This window comes from Veillonella sp. KGMB01456 (assembly GCF_023051165.1).
Taxonomy (GTDB): domain Bacteria; phylum Bacillota; class Negativicutes; order Veillonellales; family Veillonellaceae; genus Veillonella_A.
This window is the reverse complement of sequence record NZ_JALKIG010000018.1, coordinates 18,825-40,813: the sequence shown is the minus strand read 5'-3', so window position 1 is coordinate 40,813 and position 21,989 is coordinate 18,825. Positions and strand designations below refer to the sequence as shown.

Below are 21,989 nucleotides of genomic sequence, written 5' to 3'. Positions count from 1 at the left end.
TTTATTGGGATTAATTTAAAAAAGCCACACACACTTTTTGTCCTATAAGCCAAAATTAACAGAACTCTTCCAAGATTATTATTTTTCAATAGCATCATTACCGATGGTTTTAGAATGAAAGGTTCTATATTTGAGAGGTGATAAACCATAATTAAGACGGAAGAGTTCAATAAAATGACTTAACTGATTGAAACCGACCGCTAATGAAATATCTGATACTGATTGAGATGTTTGTAATAGCAGATCTTTGGCTTGATTAAGCCGATAATTGTTTAAATATTTAATAGGCGATGTACTGGCGTATTTATTGAATAAGGCGGTGCATCTATTTTTATTGGTAAAAGCCTGTTTGGCGATAGCTGTAACTGTCAGCTGTTCATGGAAATGGTTGTGAATGTATTCAATCATAGCGTAGAACAGGGCCAGTTCCTTTTTGTTGACCGGCTTTGATTCATTCTTGGTAAGCGGATAGAGCTGTTCAATGATTTCCATAATAAAGTTAATAACCTCTAAATGATGAAATGGAGCATCGTCTAACTCTATAAAAGATTGCAACTGTTTTAGCTGATTTGGCTGTAGGGGTAACATGGCATAAGCGAGTGACGGGTTTTGGGTAATGGGATTAATAAAATGAGTTTGGATATAGTCAATAAATAAACTATCGGTAAAGTTTAGACAGAGTGAATGTGTATCTTGGTCTATTGTTTTTGACGTATGTAGTTGGTGAGGATTTACAAATAATAATGTATTTGGTGTTAAATGAAAGGTTTTATTATTAACACGATATTCTAATGATCCGGAAATAACCCAAGTCAGTTGGATTTCATTATGCCAGTGAATGGGCACCATGTCGGACGTAGCATGGACGAAATCCTGGGTATATACGGATAAAGGTAAATCAAGGGCTATATAGGGGAGGTTTTCGCGAAGCTCACTGGTGAAACTCATGGCAAATGCTTGCCCTTTATTTTTTGATTGTGGATGAGATTCTATCATAACTAATCCTCCTTTGATGATATGTCTTGATTTAAATTATAAAGGAATATTTATTACAATACAACATAATAAGTATGATAAAAAGTACAAATCAGATAAAAATACGTTCGTATTCGATAGTAAGAAAATCACGATACCCTTATACTTAGGGCATAGATAAGAAGTTCTATAGTGGATGTCAGTAGGTATAGGAGGAACTATTATGTTAAAAATTAACGAACAACGATTGTTGAATCGAATCAACTAACTTGGTGAAATCGGCATTGATGAAAATGGAGCCCGTACCAGAGCGGCTGCTTCCGATACGGAAAAAGCCGGGCGCGATCAGGTAGTGGCATGGATGAAAGAAGCCGGACTTCGTGTAGCAGTAGATTATATTGGTAATATTTTTGGGATATGGGAGACCGAGTCCAATAAACATGAAGCACCGATTATGATGGGTTCTCATATTGATACGGTTATTAATGCCGGCAAATATGACGGTTGTTATGGAGTGTTGGCCGGCCTTGAAGTAATTCAAAGTTTACAGGAACAGCAGATTGTAACAAAATGTCCATTGGTTGTAGGAGCCTTTACCAATGAAGAAGGTATTCGTTACTCACCGGATATGATGGGCTCCCTTGTATATGCAGGAGGTCTTGATGTAAAAGAAGCCTAAGCTATTGTTGGTGTAGACGGCACGATTTTAGGAGAAGAATTAAAGCGTATCGGCTACGAAGGGACGGAAGAACCGGGATTTATTAAACCTCGTGCGTATATTGAACTTCATATCGAGCAAGGTCCTATTTTAGATGTAGAAGGCATTTCTATCGGAGCTGTTGAAAATTTGCAAGGGATTTCTTGGCAACGAATTGAGATTAAAGGTGTAGCTAATCATGCAGGTACAACACCGACTAATATGAGAGTGGATGCGGGTTTGGCCGTAGCCAAGGTAATTACTTTTATGCGTGACCGTTGTAATCAGTCAGGTGGTACTACAGTAGCGACAACGGGTACGATTGCTTTTGAACCAAATGCGATTAATGTAATCCCATCAAAAGCTGTTTTTACAGTTGATGTACGCAACCCTAATGAGGAACGCTTAATAGCTGAAGAACAGGCTTTAGCGGCATACCTAAAAGAATTGGCAGTGACCGATAAGGTACAAATTAGTACGGAGCAATTAGTACGTTTTCAACCGGTACAATTTGATGAAACAATTGTAAGTATGGTGGAACAAGTGGCTAATGAAATGCATTTATCGAATCGTCGGATGACGTCCGGTGCCGGTCAAGATGCACAGATGATGGCGCGGATTTGCCCGTCGGCCATGATTTTTGTACCAAGTGTAAACGGTATTAGTCATAATCCGAAAGAATATACTAAAGACGAAGATATTTTTGCCGGAGCCAATGTATTCATTAATGTAATCAAAAATTTGGCGCAGTAAACAATCGATTTTCTTGAAGAAGATAAATTTCTAAGAAGAATTACAGTTAGTCTATGAATAACATAAGTTAAGGAGAATCCATGATAAATATTGTTCCTATTCAAAAAGATGTTAGATCTAGTGACTTTGATGCCTTGTTTACTGTTGCAAAGGCAAAAGCAGTTAAGGAATTCCACGAGAGTTTACCGGGGTACGAGGCAACACCGTTACGAGAACTAAGTGCATTAGCTAAACATGTGGGACTAAAAAATTTATTTGTAAAAGATGAAAGCTATAGATTTGAGTTGAATGCTTTTAAGGGCCTTGGTGGCAGTTATGCGCTGGCTGAAGTGATTGCTACAAAATTAAATATAACGCCGGCTGAAGTGAAAAATGTAGAGCCAAACAGTTTCACTTTTGTAACGGCTACCGATGGCAATCATGGACGCGGTATTGCTTGGGCTGCTAAGAATTTAAAACAGCAAGCTGTTGTGTATATGCCGAAAGGATCGGCTGTCGAACGATTGGAAAATATTCGTAAACTTGGTGCTACGGCAGAGATTACCGAACTGAACTATGATGATACAGTTCGTTTTGCTAAATCACAAGGTGACGCTAACGGTTGGATTTTGGTGCAAGATACGGCATGGCCGGGCTATGAGGAAATTCCCGGTTGGATTATGCAAGGCTATATGACAATGGCGTTAGAGGCTGTACAGTCTTTGGGAGATATTGTACCTACCCATATTTTCTTACAGGCCGGAGTTGGTGCTATGGCCGGAGCTTTAACCGGATTTTTCAATCATTATTATGGTGATAAGAAACCAACCATAATTTATGTAGAACCTAATAAGGCAGACTGTGTATTTCAGACAGTTAAAGCCAATGATGGTACCTTACATGCCGTGACGGGAGATTTAGATTCTATTATGGCCGGCCTTTGTTGTGGTGAGGTATGTACGGTAGGCTGGGAACAAATTCGTCAATTTGGCGATTACAGTGTGTCTTGCGATGATAAAGTTGCAGCCGATGGAATGCGTGTGTTGGGGAATCCGTTGTATGGTGATGAACAAATCATTTCAGGTGAAAGCGGTGCTGTTACAACCGGACTCGTTTATCGTCTTATGGTTGATGCGGATAAAGCGCCTATGCGTTCAGAGTTGGGATTAAATGAAGAATCTGTTGTTCTTTGTATCAGTACTGAAGGCGATACGGATACAGTTAATTATCGACGCATTGTTTGGGATGGTGCATGCGGTTTAATAAAGTAAATTTTGCTAATAAGGCACTTTGCAATGATTGCTCGCAAAGTGTCTTGTTTTTTATTATAATGAAATTATATTGAGATTTTTGATTATAAATAAGGTATAATAAAATTAGAAATGGCTAAATTACGTCATTTGAATAAAAAAGCATGGAGGACTCTTATGAAAGATTTGTACTGTATGTTGGAGAGAGAGGTACTACCTGCTTTTGGTTGTACGGAGCCGATTGCGCTGGCCTTTGCGGCGGCGAAAGCGGTGGAAGTTTTGGGGGAATTTCCAAGCAGCTTGCACGCTGATTGCAGCGGCAACATTATTAAAAACGCGAAGAGCGTAACTATCCCGAATGCACAGGGGCGAACCGGTTTTTACTACAGTCTGATTTTGGGCGCTATTGTGGGTGATGCGTCTAAAGAACTGGAAGTACTCGAAGGTTTGACATCGGATGATGTGAAGCGGGCTGATGAATTATTTGAAAGTAATTTCTGTACCGTATCGTTGGCGGAAGGTGTGGCCAATCTGTACATCGCCGTAACCGCTAAAACGGCGGATCACGAAGTGAAGGTAACGGTTCAACAGAAACACACTAATATTACGCACATCGAAAAAGACGGGGAAGTTATATTTGATATGCCGTTGGAACAGATTTTGGCGGAAGAAGTGCAGATGACATTTGATGACTGCTATGAATTCGCTGAAGAGGCTGATTTTAAGCGGCTCAAAGAATTATTGCATCGTCAGTTTGAATATAATATGGCCATTGCCGAAGAGGGGATGAAAAACTCCTACGGTTCAAACATCGGTAAACTTATTATTGAAGATTCTGCCAGCATTGCGGATAAGGCACGTGCTTATGCGGCGGCCGGCTCCGATGCGCGCATGGGCGGTTGCAGCATGCCGGTTATGATTAACTGCGGCAGCGGCAATCAGGGAATTACCTTGGCCGTTCCTATTCATGTGTATGCTGAAGAATATGATGTGCCTGAAGAACGACGTTATCGTGCGTTGGCCTTGGCTAATGTGTTAGCACTTTATATTAAGCATGATATTGGGCGTTTGAGTGCCTATTGTGGTGTGGTGAGTGCCGCATCTGCTACGGCAGCAGGTATTGCGTACTTAACGGATGAGCCGAAAGAAGTGGTATGGGAAACCCTATCCAATGCACTGGTTGGTACATCCGGCGTGGTTTGTGACGGCGCCAAAGCATCGTGTGCCATGAAGATTGGTATGTCTCTGGGCAATGCGTTATTATCCTATCGCCAGGCGAAGTCGAATAATAGTTTTAAAAACGGTGACGGTATCGTTAAAGCTAATATCGATGAAACGGTGCATACGGTGGGGCGTATCGCTCGTGACGGTATGCGCGAGACGGACATTGTAATTTTAGAATCAATGATTGAAAAATAATATAGAGCAAAATAAAAATATTTCTAACTAGTCTCAAAACCGAATTATATCTATAATAGAAATATAAGGTATATCTAAGAAAGAGAGTGACTATAATGAGCAAAACAGTATTAATCACAGGTGCTACTTCGGGAATCGGCCGCGCTACGGCTTTAGCTTTTGCCAAAGCGGGGTATGACCTTTTATTATGCGCTCGTCGCTTGGAAGTATTGGAAAACATGAAAGCCGAATTCGAACCGGAATACGGCATCAAGGTAACTCCGTTTGCCCTTGATGTAACAAATCGTCAAGCAGTTACGGAAACGTTACCGGCGGTGATTGAAAAAGCCGGCGGTGTAGATATTCTTGTAAATAATGCAGGCTTGGCGCAAGGTCTCGATGCTTTCCAAGAAAGTTCCATCGATGATATTGAGCTCATGATTAATACAAATGTAAAAGGTTTGCTCTATGTATCACGTACCGTATTACCGTTCATGTTGGCTAAAAATGCCGGTCACATTATTAACTTAGGTTCTACGGCCGGTATTTATGCGTACGCTAAAGGCGCTGTATACTGTGCCACTAAAGCGGCTGTTAAAACACTGAGTGACGGTATCCGCATCGATACGATTGAGTCGGATATTAAAGTGACGACGATTCAACCGGGTATTGTGGAAACACCGTTCAGTGAAGTTCGTTTTCACGGTGATAAGGAAAAAGCGGCTGCTGTATATGCCGGCGTGGAAGCGTTGCAGGCGGAAGATATTGCGGACATTATCGTATTTGCCGCTACGCAGCCAAAACGCGTGCAGATTTCGGACATTACCATCATGGCCAATCAGCAGGCCACCGGTTTTATGATTGCAAAGAAATAAGAAATGACAGTTGCCTGTGGTGCCCATAAAGCACTACAGGCAATTGGTGGTTATATATCTTTTTCCGGCGGGCTAGTTATATTAGCATGTCGGTTACTTATGAGTTTGAATTTAAGATTGTAGTTAAAAGAGGAGTTCCTATGAATAGTGAAAACTGGGTCGGTTCCTTACCGGTTTGGGATAATTTTAAAATGTGTATGACTGAAAAATATTTAAAATTTGAAGGTCGTGCTACCCGTGGTGAGTACTGGAAATTTGTGCTCATTCAATTCGTTATTATAATTGTGTTGGAATTCTTAATCAGTATTTTCAGTATTGGTTCGACCTTCGAAGATATTTTGACCTTGGTAGTCACCTTACCGTTCATTTTGCCTTCGTTAGCGGTGCAGACCCGTCGGCTTCATGACTTGAACCGTAGTGCGTGGTGGCTTTTACTCCACTTCGTGCCCTATGCCGGTTCTTTTGTTTTGTTTATTTTCTCCGTCATGAAAGGGAATCCAGTACCTAATAAATACGGCCCCGTACCGGATTACAGCTATTACAGGGGCTAATGGAGCTTGAATATTAATACTGTTTTAACCTCTGAGCCCAAAAGCAAGGATTCAAACCGGGACTTGGAGTTTTACTATAGTAATTATTTTAAGCAGTAACGGAATGGGGGAATGCACCGGCAGCGTCTGGGAATGGCTTAACCACTTATTACGGGCGGTGGGCAACATTTGATTGATACTATATTTTACGTTTGAATTGTACGATTAAAAACTTAACATTGTGCCGATTTTAAATTTTTAAGTATATCAGTTGGTTATTTTACCGTGCCAGGGGGAAACTTATGAAAATAATTACGGTCAATAAGATTATGTGCAGTCATTATGTAGATGAAATCGAAGCTATTAAAAAGCACCCGTTCATAGTAACCGGGCGAGCTAAGGTAGCAGTTGACCAAGGTCGTGTATTGTTAGGACAAAATTCGGCGAAATGTGAAACAGTCAATCATGTTATTCATGACGAAATAAAGGCGCTCACACGAGGGATAAATGATAAAATTCCCGACCATTATCCGGGTGTTCACCCAACGTAAACGTTAAGATGTTTTGGTTTAATATTTATGATAATTCGGTGTGATACCGGTTTTCATAATTTGCATTTGATAAAGATTAATAATTAGTGTAGAATGTTCATTTATATCGTTTTATTGAATGATATACATGAATTTTTTTATAAGTGGTTGTTAGTTAAGGGTTTGCGTAGAGAGGAGTATTGGGATGAATTGTCAAAATTGTGGTAAAGAATTGGAGGCCGGGCAAGCATTTTGTTCACACTGTGGTCAAGATGTTGCTGCGGCAGAGACTTCGGTAGCAGCGACGTCAACAAATGCGGTGCCTGCGGTAGATGCGGATGGCTATCCTTTACATTGGGTGGGATCCTTACCGATTTGGGAAAACTTTAAGATGTGTATGACTAAAAAGTTCTTTACCATACAAGGTCGTGCTACACGGGGAGAGTATTGGAAGTTTTCTTTGGTGCATTATGTGATTGTAATTGTAGCGGCTCTAATTGGGTCGGTTATGGAGTCGAGTAAAATTGTTGAAAGCGTACTCAGTTTATTGAGCCTCGCATTATTTATGCCGTCATTAGCCGTAATGGTTCGACGACTTCATGACACCAATCGCAGTGCCTGGTGGTTAGTACTCATTTTAATTCCTTTCATAGGCACTATTGCGGGTATTGTTTTAATGCTTTTAAAAAATAATCCATTGCCTAATAAATATGGTTCTTTGCCTGATTACAGTAATTATCAAGGGTAATCGTGAGCAATTATTTAGTTAATTAAACATTGAATATTAAATTTATAAAACAGTCATTGGCTTTGATGAGGCAGGCTTTTCAAAAGTTCGTGAAAAGGTGCAGTCATAGCTTAGGGCTGTTTTTTTGTATACAAAAATGATTGAAAAAGTATGTTAGAATATAATTAGCAATATAATAATTTAATCGGCAATAAAAGTTAGAAGTGTTTAACTTTGTTGTCGAATCATGTATACTATCTAAAAAAATGATTGCTGGGAGGTTTATTATGTATTGTAGTCATTGTGGTAAAGAATTGTCACCGGAAGCCAGGTTTTGTCCTAATTGCGGACAAATGCGCGTTGCGTCCACCGTACCGGTAGTGGCAAATCATCAGAAGAGTTCGCTGGAATTCACTGAAAATATAAAATTATGCCTTATTGAAAAGTACTGTACCATTGAAGGTCGTGCTACGCGCGGTGAGTACTGGAAGTTTATGTTATTTGTAGGGCTATTAATCCTTGTAGTTGAATTTCCGTTGATGTTTATTACCGGAATGTTTATGAATGTAGCCGACTCCAATGTACCGTTCTTCTTTTTCTTTTTTATCAGCGTAGCCGCTTGGCTAGCCTTGTTACCACCTATTATTACCTGTGAAATACGTCGTTATCATGATACCGGCTTCAGCGGTTGGTGGTATTTCTTACACCTTATTCCGGGCGGTAGTTTTATTCTCTTAATTTTTACGCTCTTGCCAAGTCAGATGTATGAAAATGAGTATGGACCGTTGCCGGATTATACGGATCATGTAAGCAAAAAGTGGTTCAACAATAAGAAAATTTCAGATATATAGGACATTTTGCGCTGTTTTTATTTTATAGGACAAAATGAGTTGTTTTTTAGGCCGATAAGATAAGTAGTTACCTAGTCTTATGGGTCTTTTAAAATGAACGCAAAAAAGCGATGGACCGGGGTCCATCGCTTTTTGTTAGGAGTATGTTTTATGCGGTATGTGGTATGTGGTATCAGTATTACTCTTCCGAACGTTTGGACGTGATAGAGCGGTAGAGGTAATAAACAAAGCCACAAAGTAAGAGAATGGATACAACCATGAAGCCTACTTTAAATGCAAATACCATCATTTTGAAGGAAATATACATAAATAAGCCGGCTAACAATAACATAATTAAAGATTTCATTTTACAAGTCTCCCTACTGTTATAATTTAATGTCTACTTTTTATAAAGAAATATTTAAGCCATCTAATTGTTTTTTTAGTTGATTAAAATTAGCTTCCGCTAAATCTAGTTTTTCAACGGTATCTAACGTTTTGAAATTAAGATTTCTTTTTTCAGATTTTATTTTGTCTATGAATGTCTATTTAGTTTCGCTATCTAAGTCAGATGTTGATACTCTGTAAAGATATTTTGTATATAATTCACCTAAACCTTCAATAAGAGTAAATGCTTTGTATTCATAAAGAGAATTATCCATTTTTTACACCTTTCTAATACGAAAACTTTAAATTTTCTTGATGTACATAAAAAATGACAAAATAACATTATGATACAATCGATTATTTGGCTTGATTATTGTGCTGTTTACAAGCACAGGGCTTGCTGTTTTTTTAAAATTATAGCAAATTCGGGAGTAAATCGCAAATTATCGATATGAAAATGATGGTATGTTGTGATTATGTTGCCGGAATAATTTGGTTCTAAATAAAATTTGCTGTTCGGATTATTCTATTTTTTCGGCTGTTTCGGAAAAATAAAGGTTTTTTCAAATTCACAGAACAGCTTTAAGAGTGGCGTATCTAAGTAGGACAAGGCGGTATCACCGATTTCTCGCGAAATTCCGAAGAACGGTTCAGCAATAGAGCCGGCAATGGCTGCCAAGGTATCGCTGTCGCCGCCGATGGAAATGGCATTGCGAATGGTATCTTCAAAGTCGTTACCTTCAAGAAAGGCTACAACGGCTTGCGGTACCGTTCCTTTACAACTACCTTGAAATGTGTAGGTAGGACGAATTCCGTCAATGGTGAAATTCAAGTCATAATAATTATCTTGGACAAACTTGCGAATTTCGTCTTTGGAAGCACCGGTACGTGCTAAATAAATGGCACCGGCCGTAGCTTGCGCGCCGGCAATACCGTCTGGGTGGTTATGAGTGACAGCCGTTACGGTGTGAGCTAAATTAAGGACTTCTTCTAAGCTGTCGCCGGCGTAGGCACAGCCGCTGACACGCATGGCCGCACCGTTCCCAAAACTGTTGTATGGTTTTGGGTCTTTTTCATAGAGCCATTGGTAAAACATGCCGCCATAGTCGTAATTAGGACCATGATAAGCTCGTCCCAGAATACGCATAGACATTACGGTTGTTTGAGCCAGCTTTTCAGGGGGAGCCGTAGCAGCCTTTAATAAAGCATTACCAATGGCTATGGTCATCACGGAATCATCGGTAGCATGACAAGGGGGTTTAAAAAGTTCAAATTCTTTAGACTTCAGATTGTCCCATTCAAAACGGGAGCCTACAACGTCGCCTACAATTGCACCTAACATAGTAATACGCCTCCTCATATCCAACACCTAATTCAATTAAAAAAACGATGAATATTCAGGTTAAAAAACCAAAAAATATCGTTAGGCTTATATTATACCACATGCTTTTTACGATAAATATAGAGGCTAAGTTCAATGAATTTTATCAAGATACTTGAAATGTGATTATAAAATGAAGTCGTTAAAAGTTAAAAGAGGGAAACTTTCAATGTGTGTGGAACTCTTTACTTATAGAGTAAGTCTCCAATTTATGAAATGAGGATTTTTTGCAAAAGGTTTAGGGGAATAGTAAATAGGTTTAGGAGAATAGTAAATAGGTTTAGGGGTACAGTCAATCGGGGAGGATGGTATGGATTATTGGGGTCTAATACGGCGAATTATTATCGGAGTTTTAATCATGGCGTCAGCGTCGATAATGGTTTCCACAAACAGTGTGGATAAAGTATTTGAACAGGCCACCAGATGGGTTGGTTACTGGGAGCAGGGTAAAAAAGCATTAGGTTTAGAGTCCGATACTAAAGAGACAACTACATCAGCGGCCAAGGGCGAAATTGCAACCGAAGCCAAGGATACGTCAAAAGATGTGCTGGAGCTTAAGGAGCTCGAAAGTGCGTTGACCACGTTTGTAAATTATCATTTGTTTCTTACGGAGCATAAGTATGCCCGTGCGTATCAATTGCTTTCCGATAATTACCAACAGAATGTGGCCGGTAATTATGAGACCTGGGTTAACAGCTTTAGCGCAACCAAAGGAGTTGTCGTATCTTCAATGGATTTAGTTTCACAAACCGAGGATACGATTATCATTAAATATACATTACATAAGTTGGTCGATGAAGGTAACGATACGGTGCGTAGGGAATTTGCCGGTGAAGCGACGCTGCGCAAAGATGGACCGGTTTGGTTAATCGATGAAATTAAAGAGAAATCGTTGTAAGAAGGAGGAGGTTAGCATGTATCAACGCAATGATAAGGGACAGATTATTGGGGCTTGTGTACTGGGGGTATTTTTATTTTTTGGTAATATGTATATGTCCTATGCCAATACGATGAGCGTATTGGAGGAAGCGGCTGATTATGCCGATGAAAGTTATCAGGAACGAAATCAGCAAATACTGAATACGACAGCCAAAGAAGTGACCACGTTAACATCAAATGGTGTGACCACTACGGCAACTGAAACAGTAACTAAAACACAACCGGTAGTAAAACCTAAATCATCCGATCCAAAAACATTGGCCGCTGACAGTGCTATGAACACATTTAGAACATATCATCAGATGATTACTGATGGTGATATTTCTAAGGCCTATGATTTGTTATCTGAAAATTATAAGCGAGAAGGGGGCAATTCTTTTTATGATTGGTCCATGGGGTATATCAAAACCAAGGAAAGTATAGTGGATTCTATGCGCGTTATTTCCCAAACAGATGACACGATTGTGATTCAGTATACGTTGCATGCGGAAGACTATACAGGTAACAAGGGCGACACGGTGGCGAGCAAATTTGCCGGCGAAGTGACGATGCGTAAACAAGGGTCGGGCTGGCTTATTGATGATATGTCGGCCCGTAAGATTTAGAAGTGAGGCGAATTAATGAAAGGCAGAAAAGGTCTTAAACGGCTTGGATTTTTAATGGCTTTGCTTATGGCTTTAGTGGTTATGGCAGGGTGCGGCTCTGATACAAAGCCCCAGGCTAAGGAAGAAATTTGGCAAAAGACGGATTTGACGGCCGAGCAAAAAGTAGACTCATTACTTGAGTCCATGAGTGATGAAGAAAAAGTCGGCCAGCTGATTTTATTCGGCATGCAAGGGACTCAGGTAAACGACGATGTGCGCTATATGCTGAGCGAATACAAAATGGGCGGCATTATTTTGTTTGACCGCAACATGGAATCCAAAGAACAGGTTGCAGCGTTGATTCAAGATTTACAGAAAGCGGCTCGCCAAAGTGAAAAAGCACCGCTCTTTGTAGCTATAGATCAGGAAGGCGGCTGGGTGGCGCGCCTGAGCAGTGAGCTTGTAAAAGTACCGGCCGCTGAACAGCTGGGGCAAGGTACACCGGCGGAAGCAGCAAAACTAGCATTAGAAAGTGGTAAAGAGTTAAAATCATTAGGTTTTAATGTGAACTTTGCACCGGTTGCCGATTTGGGCCTTGCCGATGAACGTTCTTACGGCACCACCGCGGCTGAAGTCATTCCATTTGTTAAGGCGGTGGGCAATGCTTACCATGAAGCGGGGCTTATTTATTCGTTAAAGCATTTTCCGGGTATCGGTCGTACCGTGACGGACTTACATAAAGAGGGCAATACGATTGACGCATCGGCCGATGAATTATGGGCCACCGATTTAAAGCCCTTTGAGACGATCATACAATCGGTGAATAACGACGACTATATGGTCATGGTTTCCCATGCGGTTTACAGCAATCTCGATGATACCATGCCGGCCAGCTTGTCTAAGGTTATTATGCAAGATTTTTTACGTCAAAAGCTGGGATATAAAGGTGTCATCATTACGGATGATATGGAAATGGGCGCCGTTGCCAATCATTACAGTTTTGGCGATATGAGTGTTAAGGCTGTTAACGCCGGTGTGGATATTGTGCTTATCGGTCAAGAGTACAATCACGCCATCGAGGGTTATAATGCGATTTTAAAGGCCGTGCGCAGCGGTGACATCTCCAAAGACCGCTTAAATGATGCGGTGCGTCACATATTAATGTTGAAAATCAGCCATAATTTGGCATGGTAATAGTTATTAATTCGTAAGGAATAGATGGAAAACGGGGAATAGGTAAAGGAGTGGAATTATGTACTGTACAAAATGCGGAGCTAAACTTGGGGAAGGCAGTCGTTTTTGTTCGAAATGCGGCACGGCCGTCGGTGAAATAGCCATGCCGGACGTGAGTGAACCGGCGCAGCCGAAAAAGGAACAGCAAGGAGAACAATTCAAGAAGGATAGTCAATTCAGCCAGCCGGTTTATGTAGAGGAGCCGGTGGCAGATGATTCGTCAGATGGCAATCAGCCAAAAGAAGTCGGTGTTAATAATCAAGTGCCGGCGGCAAAGCCACAGTCCTCTAATACGCACTATGCCAATTGGGAGAATGGTGAAGGTTATCCGCCTAACTGGGTGGGTTCCCTATCTTTAATCGATAATTATATTATGTGTCTTAAGGATAAATATGCTGATTTCAAGGGGCGGGCTACGCGCGGTGAATTTTGGCGCTTTGTGTTGGCCCAATGGGTAGTAGGCTCGCTGTTAACGCTTATTTTTAGTGTTATTTCGGAGTTTGGCAGTATTATAAGCAGTGTAATCGGCCTGGCTTTTATCATACCTTCCATAGCCGTACAGGTACGGCGGCTCCATGATATCGGTCGTACGGGCTGGTGGTATTTAATCGTATTTGTACCATTTGGTGTTATCGTTCTGTTAATTTTCAGCATACAGCAGAGTCAACCGGAAACGAATCAATATGGGCCGTTACCGGATTATTCCAACTATGAGAAATCAGAGTTTTCGAGCCGTTATTTTGGTAAAATATAAAACTCTTAAAAAAATCTCTTGACAAAGTATATATGTATGTGCGAAAATAGCAACAATCAAATGAGATATGTGATGAACAGGTATAAAGAACTATTTAGTTGCTTACAGAGAGTTGCCGGTCGGTGCGAGGCAATAGAACGGATAGTATCGAAACTCGCCTCGGAGCATTGCGGCTGAACTGAAGTAAGCCGTGACGGTAGTTCCGTTATAACTGCAAGAGAACCAACTAGGGTGGTACCGTGTTATAGTTTATGATGCCCCTGGAACACATTATGTGATTCCGGGGGCTTTTTTGTTAGATGAAAAAATAAATGAAAATTTTACTTCAAGTCTAAATTTTAAATTTTCAGGTCTCAAGTCTTACTTCATCCGGCAAAAATCATAGCTGTTAATAGGCTGCTATTAATGTATATAACGCCCCTGGACGTACAGTTTTACTGTGCATCCGGGGGCGTTTTTATATTATCCGAGTCAAGATTTTTTAAGAAGAATAGTTTAAAAATAATGGCGTGACGGTTCTTTTGAGAAAAAAGAGAGAGAATGCATTGTGGGTGAGAGCATGATGCACTGGGGACTCATTTGAGCGAGAAGAGAGGAACCGGTCCCGTGGGTGAGAGCGCGGGGCTGAGCCGGTTCGCTTAAGAAATGATGAGTCTTAGTATGGCGGGTGAGAGCGCTGTACTGATGAAATTTTGGGTAAACAAAGAGTGGCGCTAAACATATAGGGCGCTTAGTTGAGAAATAAGAGAGCGAAAAGAGAGGGAATGTATATGACACAGGGGCAAGCAACTGATCAAGTCAACGAAGTAACAAATCAAGCAGTTAACCAGACAGCCAATAATGTAGTAAATCAGGATCGAGTTTATTTTTTCGATACAACCTTGCGTGACGGTGAACAGAGCCCGGGCGTATCATTACAGACGCCGGAGAAGATTGAAATTGCGCAGAACTTGGTACGCTTAGGCATTGATGTGATTGAAGCGGGCTTTCCGGCTGCATCGCCGGGGGACTTTGAAGCGGTTAAAAAAATCGCCGATGAAGTAAAAGGCGCCACTATTTGCGGCTTGGCCAGAGCCAATAAGGCAGACATTGAGCGCACCGCGGAAGCTTTGAAAGGCGCTGAGCATAGCCGTTTGCATGTGTTTATTGCCACCAGCGATATTCACTTAGAATATAAATTGAAAAAAACGCGCGATGAAGTCATTGAAATCGTAAAAGACTGCTTAGCTTTTGCAGCCGGCAAATTTGATGAAATCGAGTTTTCCGCCGAAGATGCATCGCGTACCGACTTGGATTATTTATGTGAAGTCTTTGGTGTTGCCATCGAAGGGGGCGCTACCATCCTGAACGTGCCGGATACGGTGGGCTATATGACGCCGGATGAGTTTGCTTATAAAATCCGTTACATCAAGGAGCATGTAAAGGACATCGACAAAGCCATCATCAGTGTTCATTGCCATGATGATTTGGGCATGGCCAACGCCAATACCTTGGCTGCCATTCAAGCGGGAGCCCGTCAGGTGGAAGGCACCATTAACGGTCTTGGCGAACGAGCCGGTAATGTGGGCATTGAAGAAGTTGTAATGGCTTTAAAAACTCGCGCCGATATTTACGGCGTAACCACCGCCATCGATACGAAACAGTTCACTCGTGTCAGCAAATTGGTCAGCAAATTGACGGGTATGGTGGTACCGCCGAATAAGGCGATTGTAGGGCGTAACGCTTTTGCCCATGAATCGGGTATTCATCAGCACGGTATGTTGAATAATCCGACCACCTATGAAATTATGACACCGGAAAGTGTGGGGGCAGAAAAAACGAGCATCGTCCTTGGCAAACATTCCGGCCGTCATGCCTTTGAAAGCCATTTGGAGGGCATGGGCTTTAAGTTTGATACGGCCAAAGTGAACGACTTATTCGCTAAATTCAAAGCCTTGGCGGATCGTAAAAAAGAGATTTTTGACGAAGACATTTTGGCTTTAGTTATCGACAATATCGACCATGTAAAAGCAGTGGAACTTGTCCATCATCATTATAAATCTAACGAACGAGGCTATGCTTACGCCGATGTACGTTTGAAAACACCGCAAGGTATTCGCGAAGATGCGGCGGTCGGTGACGGTTCGGTAGATGCGTCGTTAAAAGCGGCACAGCGTGTTATCGGTTTGCCGATTGAACTCAAGGATTATCAGGTACGAGCCGTAACGGAAGGGCAGGATGCGCTTGGTGAAGTGCAGGTAACGATTGAATATAAAGGCCGCCGATATAACGGACGCGGCGTGAGCACCGATGTAATTTCATCCAGTGTGTTGGCCTATATTAATGCTGTAAACTATGTGTATTTGGCAGAAGAAATTGAGCAGGAAATAGCACAGGACATAGAATAAACATTACGCTACGAAGTTTTGAGAGAGCTTCATGGTGTATTACAGCTGATAGAGCGTAAGTCTGAGGCACAAGAGAATGTAGTTTAAGACATAAGAGAATGTATTTTAAGACATAAGAGAAAATAGTTTGAGAGCTTAAGAGAGTTGAGGAGGATTTCGTTATGGGGATGACGATGACAGAGAAGAACATGGCGCGCCACGCCGGCGTAGACGTGGTGAAAGCAGGCGATATTATTGAGTGCAAGGTAGATGCGGTATTGATGAATGACATTACCTTTCCGCCGGCACTGAAAGAATTCAGAAAAATAGGTAAACCTGTGTTTGACCGTGACCGTATTTATTTGGTGCCCGACCATTTCACGCCGAATAAGGACATAAAATCGGCGGAGCAAGCCAAAGTAATGCGTGATTTTGTAAAAGCCGAAAAGATTACTCATTATTTTGAAGTGGGCCGCATGGGTATCGAACATGTATTATTGCCGGAACAGGGCTTGGTAGCACCAGGAGATATGATTATCGGGGCGGATTCACATACCTGCACTTATGGAGCGCTTGGCGCTTTTGCCACCGGCGTAGGCTCTACTGATGCGGGCGTAGCTATGGCCATGGGACAGATTTGGTTCAAAGTGCCGGAAGCCATTAAGGTAGAACTTATGGGTAAGCCGAATCGCTGGGTAACCGGCAAGGATATCGTGCTTGAACTTATCGGTCGCATTGGTGTAGATGGAGCACGTTATAAGGCTATTGAATTCACCGGTGACGGCGTAGCCCATTTGGCTATGGCCGATCGCTTAACTATCTGTAATATGGCTATTGAAGCGGGCGGTAAATGTGGTGTATTCCCGTACGATGAAAGAACTGAAGCGTATGTAACCGGCCGGGTAAAACGTGATTTTACACCGGTTGCTGCGGACGAAGATGCCGTTTACAGCGAAACCGTGATTATTGATTTAGCAGCGTTAAAGCCGGTAGTAGCCTTCCCGCATTTACCATCGAATACGCATTATGTAGATGAAATTGCAAAGGACATCGCGATTGACCAGGTAATCATCGGGTCCTGTACGAACGGCCGTTATGAAGACTTAGCGGCGGCAGCAGCTATTTTTAAAGATCGTAAAGTAGCTGACTTCGTTCGTTGCATCGTTATTCCGGGTAGTCAGGCTGTGTATGATGAGGCCATTAAAACAGGTTTGGTAGATATTTTTGTAGATGCCGGTTGTGCGGTGAGCACGCCGACTTGCGGACCTTGCTTAGGCGGCTATATGGGCATTATGGCGGCCGGTGAACGCACTGTGTCGACGACGAATCGTAATTTCAGAGGCCGTATGGGTCATGTAGATAGTGAAGTATATTTGGTAAGCCCTTATGTGGCGGCGGCCAGTGCCGTTTTGGGACGCATTGCCGGTCCGGAGGAGGTATAATATGGATTTTCAAGGAAAAATTTGGCGCTACGGCGACAATGTAGATACAGATGTAATTATTCCGGCCCGCTATTTGGCCATTGCCGATATGCAGGAGCTCGCCACCCACGCCATGGAAGATATTGATACTACTTTTGCACCGAATGTGAAGCCCGGTGATATTATGGTGGCCGGTAAAAATTTCGGTTGCGGCTCCTCCCGTGAGCATGCACCGGCGGTTATTAAGGCAAATGGTGTGCCTTGTATCATTGCTCACAGTTTTGCCCGCATCTTCTTTCGCAATGCGATTAACATCGGTTTGCCGGTGATTGAAATCGGTGATGCTGTTGAAAAAATCAAAGCCGACCATGAAGTGGGCGTAGATATGAGTACCGGCGAAGTGCATAATTTGACGACCGGCGAAGTGTATCAAGGGACTGCTTTGCCACCATTTGTACAGGCTATCGCCAAGGCCGGCGGGTTGGTGAATTTTGCCAAACAACGCAGTGAGGCTTAATCGCTGCACCGGGGCATGAAGTATCTGTTAATATAGTTAGCAGGTAATGCGTATAAGAACTTCACTATCTTTTTGCATTTTGGGTATTGAGATTTTGAGAAAAATAGAGGGAATATAAATGAGTCAAACAAAAACGGTTGTCGCTATTAATGGCGACGGAATCGGCCGTGAAATTGTGGCGGCGGCACGCCGTATAGTTGATGCGGCTGTGACAAAAGATAATATAACGATAGAATGGGTTGAAAAAAAGGCCGGCGGTGAAGCCATCGATGCCTATGGCGAGCCATTGCCGGCGGAGACGATTAAAGCTTGTGAAACGGCGGATGCTGTTTTGCTAGGGGCGGTTGGTGGCCCGCAGTGGGATGATGTTGCCCCATCTATTCGCCCCGAAAAAGCAATTCTCGGTCTTCGTAAAGCTTTAGGTCTTTTTTGTAATTTACGACCGGTTCGCATTTTTAAAGCCTTACAAGATTATTCACCGTTAAAGCCGGAACTGGTACAAAATGTAGATTTTGTCATTGTCCGTGAATTGACCGGGGGTATTTATTTCGGAGAACGTGAAGAAGCGGAAGGGGAAGGTCCCAATGAATTGGCATGGGATAAGGAAACGTATCATCGCTATGAAGTTGAGCGCATCATGGATGTGGCCATTGAAACGGCGGCTAAACGTCGCGGTAAGATTACCAGTGTGGATAAAGCCAATGTGTTGGCCTCCTCCCGCTTATGGCGTAAGATTGCCCAAGAGAAAGCGGCGGCTAATCCGGAAATTGATATGGACTATTTGTATGTAGATAATACGGCTATGCAGCTTGTAGTCAATCCCGGCCAGTTTGATGTTATCGTTACGACCAATTTATTCGGCGATATTTTAAGTGACGAAGGCGCCGTTGTGTCCGGCTCACTGGGTCTCTTGCCATCCGCTTCCATCGGTACGGGTACTGCGTTATATGAACCAATCCACGGTTCCGCACCGGATATTGCAGGCCGAGGCATTGCCAATCCTTTGGGCACCATTTTGTCGGCCGCCATGATGTGTCGTTATTCGTTGAACGCACCTAAGGCCGCTGATGCTATTGAAGCAGCCGTTGAAAAAGCCTTGGAAGCGGGTTATCGTACGGGCGATATTTATAAGGACGGCATGCAACGGGTCGATACAAATGGCATGACAGCAGCGGTTTTACAATATATTTAACTAACTTAGCTCAGCCTATTTAATGTCAATTACCTATATTTTCAAACCTTAACTTTAGATAGGGTAAAATATAATGTAGGGAAAGTGCTGCTGATTTGTCCTATAATTTGCTAACTTAAAAGGCGATAAATTCAGAAATAAACTGAACTTATCGCCTTTTTGAATTTTGAAACCACATATTTTCTTATATGTGCCTATATGTGTTTATGTGTGTTTAAATATGTTTATATATGCCTGTATGTATTTATGCGTGTTTATAGTTGCGGGATTTACTTTAATATAATTTATCCAGCACAGAATCGTCAATCTTAAAGGTATGTTCTTCGGCCGGGAATTCACGACTTTTTACATCCGCAATATAGTCTTTTACCGCGTTGACCGTGATGTCATGGAGATTGGCGTATTTTTTGACAAATTTCGGTGAAAAGCCGGTGCTTACGCCCAGTAAATCGTTGCAAACCAGTACTTGCCCGTCGCAACCGTTGCCCGCACCGATGCCGATGGTTACCATCGTTTTGAGGGATTGCGTTACTTTGGTAGCTAAGGCAGCAGGTACACATTCTAAGACACAGGCGAAAGCGCCTGCTTCTTCCAAGGCTTTGGCATCATCAATGAGTTGCTGCGCCGCTTCCATGTCTTTGCCCTGTACTTTAAAGCCGCCGAGTTGATTTACCGACTGCGGTGTTAAACCGATATGGGCTACTACCGGAATGCCGGCGGTGGTAAGTTTCTTAATCAAAGGGGCCACTTCTTGACCGCCTTCAAGTTTTACGGCGGTACAGCCGGTTTCTTTTAAGAAACGGCCCGCATTATGCATGGCTTCCGCCATGTCTGCCTGATAGCTCATGAACGGCATGTCGGCTACCACGAGAGCCGTTGAATTGCCGCGCATTACCGCTTTGGTATGATGTATCATTTCATCCATCGTAACAGGAAGAGTGGATTCGTAACCGAGCATTACATTACCGACGGAGTCACCTACGAGAATCATGTCGATGCCCGCTTCATTTACATTGCGCGCCATGGCTACGTCATAGGCCGTAATCATGGTAATCGGTTCGCCCTGTTCCTTCATTTGTTTGATGGTTGTAATAGTTTTTGGTTTGTTACTCATGTGAAGTCTCCTCCTTAGTAGTAGCTTCATAGTGAACGGAATTAAATAGATCGAATAGTTCTTCCGCCATAAGCGGCGTAATTGTCTGATTCATTAGGGCCAACTGCGTTGTGGCCATGCCCAATTGTATGTAAACCGGAATCATGTTTTTTGGTAAAACCCCTAAATGGCTCTGTACCGTGTTTATATCGCCCCGCGCGATGGGGCCGGTAAGAGCGGAACCGGGATTTTCAGCCTTTTCAAGATTGGCGGCGACGCCTTGGAATAATGGCAAAAGTGCTTGCCAAGCGGCCTTCGAAGGCTTGGTTGAGTCCATAATGACTGAGCCGGAGCCTGAAACGTTGGCCGGTGCTTCGTTGGTTGAGCCTTTGGCTGAGTCTTTGGTTGAGTCTGAAATCTTAGTTGGCACTAACCAACGGCTCATAAGCTCTTGCGCCATGGCCTGTAAGGTGACCGTATAGTTGGCACAGATACAGGCGGCTGCGTGATAGAGCGGTCTGTCTGCGGCGGGAACGTGAAAACTTCGTCCTTCTAAAATCGTTGCCAGTTCATGGGCGGCTTGTTGTGCCTTTTCATCACCGTCAATGGCCATGTAAATGCCTTTTAAAACGGTGTTTTCACCGGCAAAACTTTGCAGAGGATGAAGACTGCCTACGAAAGCGCCAATGTCTTGCAAAGGCTTAAGGGGTGACAGGTCTAAACTGCCGCTGCAGTGTAAGTAAACGGTACTCCCTATAGCCGGCTCTTGTTGAGCCTCGGCAGCGAGGCTTTTGGCGACGATGGCTATTTGCCTGTCCGGTACGGTGAGTAATACCAAATCCGCCTTGGCGGCGAGTTCAGCGTGAGTCATACAAGGTACCTTGTACTTGGTGGCTAATTGGGTGGTTTTTTCAGAAGAAGAACCTACGATGCCCACCAAACGAGTGCTCAAATGACGAGCTAAGGTAGAACCGACTTTGCCCCCGCCGATAATACCGATTTTCATGAAACTCCTTTCTGCTTTTGACGTGCCGCAAGTTTTCATAAAAAAGGCGCACTTCGACCACGAAATGCGCATAAAATTCCTATGTTGCGTCTCGTCCCGGTCTAAAAGATCCAAGCGATAAAACTAGAATAAATTATGAAGTTATAAATCCTGTTGAAAGCGATGTGGTTCTTGATAGATACCACTCTATTTCACTGTTATTATAGCATAGCGAACTGTTTATTGAAATGACGTGTTAAACGCTAACTTATATATTTATTGGAGAACGAAGATTATGAATAAAGCTACAGCAGCAACCATGAATAAAGATTCTGAGAGCCAGCAAAAAGATTTGTCATAATTTGTGAAAATCGTATTGACTTCTTAAATCGCTTGTGTGTATAATTGGATAAAACATATAGTTATCATCTGTGAACAGGAAGAGTAGCTATACAAGTTCGGCTACAGCGAGTCGGGAATGGTGGAAGCCCGGTGCAAGAAAGTATAGTGAATGGACCTGGGAGATGTGGCCCGAACCAGTAGGTAGGCGTCACCGGTCATCTCCGACCGTTACCAAAGGAGCGCGTATCGCC

The 21,989-nt window shown here is 42.6% G+C and carries 20 protein-coding genes, 1 pseudogene and 2 other annotated features (1 of these 23 only partly in view); of the genes and pseudogenes, 16 read left to right on the top strand and 5 right to left on the bottom strand.

Annotation, left to right across the window (positions count from 1 at the left end):
* Positions 1-78: 78 nt before the first annotated feature.
* Complete coding sequence (locus MXE28_RS06780) at positions 79-996, bottom strand: helix-turn-helix domain-containing protein (RefSeq protein WP_226974413.1); 918 nt, start codon at positions 994-996, stop codon at positions 79-81.
* Positions 997-1,336: 340 nt separating this feature from the next.
* On the opposite strand from MXE28_RS06780, the pseudogene MXE28_RS06775 reads away from it, so the two are divergent.
* From MXE28_RS06775 to MXE28_RS06740, 8 genes and pseudogenes are all read left to right on the top strand, one after another.
* Positions 1,337-2,425: pseudogene (locus MXE28_RS06775) on the top strand (Zn-dependent hydrolase).
* An 80-nt stretch (positions 2,426-2,505) separates the two neighbouring features.
* Entirely contained in the window at positions 2,506-3,675 is a 1,170-nt protein-coding gene (gene dpaL / locus MXE28_RS06770; RefSeq protein ID WP_021840158.1) for a diaminopropionate ammonia-lyase, read from the top strand.
* Positions 3,676-3,831: 156 nt separating this feature from the next.
* Complete coding sequence (locus MXE28_RS06765) at positions 3,832-5,073, top strand: L-serine ammonia-lyase, iron-sulfur-dependent, subunit alpha (RefSeq protein WP_021840157.1); 1,242 nt, start codon at positions 3,832-3,834, stop codon at positions 5,071-5,073.
* 95 nt (positions 5,074-5,168) lie between these two features.
* Positions 5,169-5,927 (top strand): SDR family NAD(P)-dependent oxidoreductase, encoded by a 759-nt coding sequence (locus MXE28_RS06760; RefSeq protein WP_156705285.1) that lies wholly within the window; start codon positions 5,169-5,171, stop codon positions 5,925-5,927.
* Between the two features lie 140 nt (positions 5,928-6,067).
* Positions 6,068-6,478 carry a DUF805 domain-containing protein gene (locus tag MXE28_RS06755; RefSeq protein WP_021840155.1) on the top strand — a complete coding sequence of 137 codons (411 nt, stop codon included), beginning with the start codon at positions 6,068-6,070 and terminating at the stop codon, positions 6,476-6,478.
* A 281-nt stretch (positions 6,479-6,759) separates the two neighbouring features.
* Complete coding sequence (locus MXE28_RS06750) at positions 6,760-7,008, top strand: hypothetical protein (protein WP_021840154.1); 249 nt, start codon at positions 6,760-6,762, stop codon at positions 7,006-7,008.
* A 184-nt stretch (positions 7,009-7,192) separates the two neighbouring features.
* Entirely contained in the window at positions 7,193-7,735 is a 543-nt protein-coding gene (locus tag MXE28_RS06745; RefSeq protein ID WP_021840153.1) for a DUF805 domain-containing protein, read from the top strand.
* Between the two features lie 266 nt (positions 7,736-8,001).
* Positions 8,002-8,565: a DUF805 domain-containing protein gene (locus tag MXE28_RS06740; RefSeq protein WP_021840152.1), complete on the top strand. Its 564-nt coding sequence runs from the start codon at positions 8,002-8,004 to the stop codon at positions 8,563-8,565.
* A 178-nt stretch (positions 8,566-8,743) separates the two neighbouring features.
* Here MXE28_RS06740 and MXE28_RS06735 read toward each other — a convergent pair whose 3' ends face one another.
* Positions 8,744-8,911, bottom strand: coding sequence for a hypothetical protein (locus MXE28_RS06735; RefSeq protein ID WP_021840151.1), 168 nt, complete (start codon positions 8,909-8,911; stop codon positions 8,744-8,746).
* 546 nt (positions 8,912-9,457) lie between these two features.
* Positions 9,458-10,273 (bottom strand): ADP-ribosylglycohydrolase family protein, encoded by an 816-nt coding sequence (locus MXE28_RS06730; RefSeq protein WP_156704132.1) that lies wholly within the window; start codon positions 10,271-10,273, stop codon positions 9,458-9,460.
* 349 nt (positions 10,274-10,622) lie between these two features.
* Between MXE28_RS06730 and MXE28_RS06725 the strand changes: the two genes are divergently transcribed.
* The 8 genes from MXE28_RS06725 to leuB all read left to right on the top strand — a co-directional run bounded on the left by MXE28_RS06725 (position 10,623) and on the right by leuB (position 19,318).
* The gene (locus tag MXE28_RS06725) at positions 10,623-11,210 is read left to right on the top strand and encodes a hypothetical protein (protein WP_021840147.1); all 588 of its coding nucleotides are present in this window, start codon (positions 10,623-10,625) and stop codon (positions 11,208-11,210) included.
* Between the two features lie 16 nt (positions 11,211-11,226).
* Entirely contained in the window at positions 11,227-11,856 is a 630-nt protein-coding gene (locus tag MXE28_RS06720; RefSeq protein ID WP_021840146.1) for a hypothetical protein, read from the top strand.
* 15 nt (positions 11,857-11,871) lie between these two features.
* Entirely contained in the window at positions 11,872-13,029 is a 1,158-nt protein-coding gene (locus MXE28_RS06715) for a glycoside hydrolase family 3 N-terminal domain-containing protein (protein WP_226974410.1), read from the top strand.
* A gap of 58 nt (positions 13,030-13,087) precedes the next feature.
* Positions 13,088-13,822 carry a DUF805 domain-containing protein gene (locus tag MXE28_RS06710; protein ID WP_156704128.1) on the top strand — a complete coding sequence of 245 codons (735 nt, stop codon included), beginning with the start codon at positions 13,088-13,090 and terminating at the stop codon, positions 13,820-13,822.
* Positions 13,823-13,885: 63 nt separating this feature from the next.
* Positions 13,886-14,087 (top strand) — a binding site (T-box leader).
* Positions 14,088-14,592: 505 nt separating this feature from the next.
* Positions 14,593-16,209, top strand: coding sequence for a 2-isopropylmalate synthase (locus MXE28_RS06705; RefSeq protein ID WP_021840143.1), 1,617 nt, complete (start codon positions 14,593-14,595; stop codon positions 16,207-16,209).
* A 161-nt stretch (positions 16,210-16,370) separates the two neighbouring features.
* Entirely contained in the window at positions 16,371-17,630 is a 1,260-nt protein-coding gene (leuC, locus tag MXE28_RS06700) for a 3-isopropylmalate dehydratase large subunit (RefSeq protein WP_226974409.1), read from the top strand.
* Position 17,631: 1 nt separating this feature from the next.
* On the top strand, positions 17,632-18,126 hold the full coding sequence (locus tag MXE28_RS06695; RefSeq protein WP_021840141.1) for a 3-isopropylmalate dehydratase small subunit: 495 nt from the start codon (positions 17,632-17,634) through the stop codon (positions 18,124-18,126).
* Between the two features lie 118 nt (positions 18,127-18,244).
* A complete protein-coding gene (gene leuB / locus MXE28_RS06690; RefSeq protein ID WP_021840140.1) occupies positions 18,245-19,318 on the top strand; it encodes a 3-isopropylmalate dehydrogenase in 1,074 nt (357 codons plus the stop codon).
* Between the two features lie 274 nt (positions 19,319-19,592).
* On the opposite strand, the gene panB is transcribed toward leuB, so the two are convergent.
* Together panB and MXE28_RS06680 are read right to left on the bottom strand one after the other, a co-directional pair.
* The gene (gene panB / locus MXE28_RS06685) at positions 19,593-20,432 is read right to left on the bottom strand and encodes a 3-methyl-2-oxobutanoate hydroxymethyltransferase (protein ID WP_156704126.1); all 840 of its coding nucleotides are present in this window, start codon (positions 20,430-20,432) and stop codon (positions 19,593-19,595) included.
* Positions 20,425-21,417, bottom strand: coding sequence for a Rossmann-like and DUF2520 domain-containing protein (locus MXE28_RS06680; RefSeq protein ID WP_226974408.1), 993 nt, complete (start codon positions 21,415-21,417; stop codon positions 20,425-20,427). The genes panB and MXE28_RS06680 overlap by 8 nt, the downstream gene beginning before the upstream one ends.
* A gap of 401 nt (positions 21,418-21,818) precedes the next feature.
* Positions 21,819-21,989, top strand: a binding site (T-box leader); it runs 80 nt beyond the window's last position.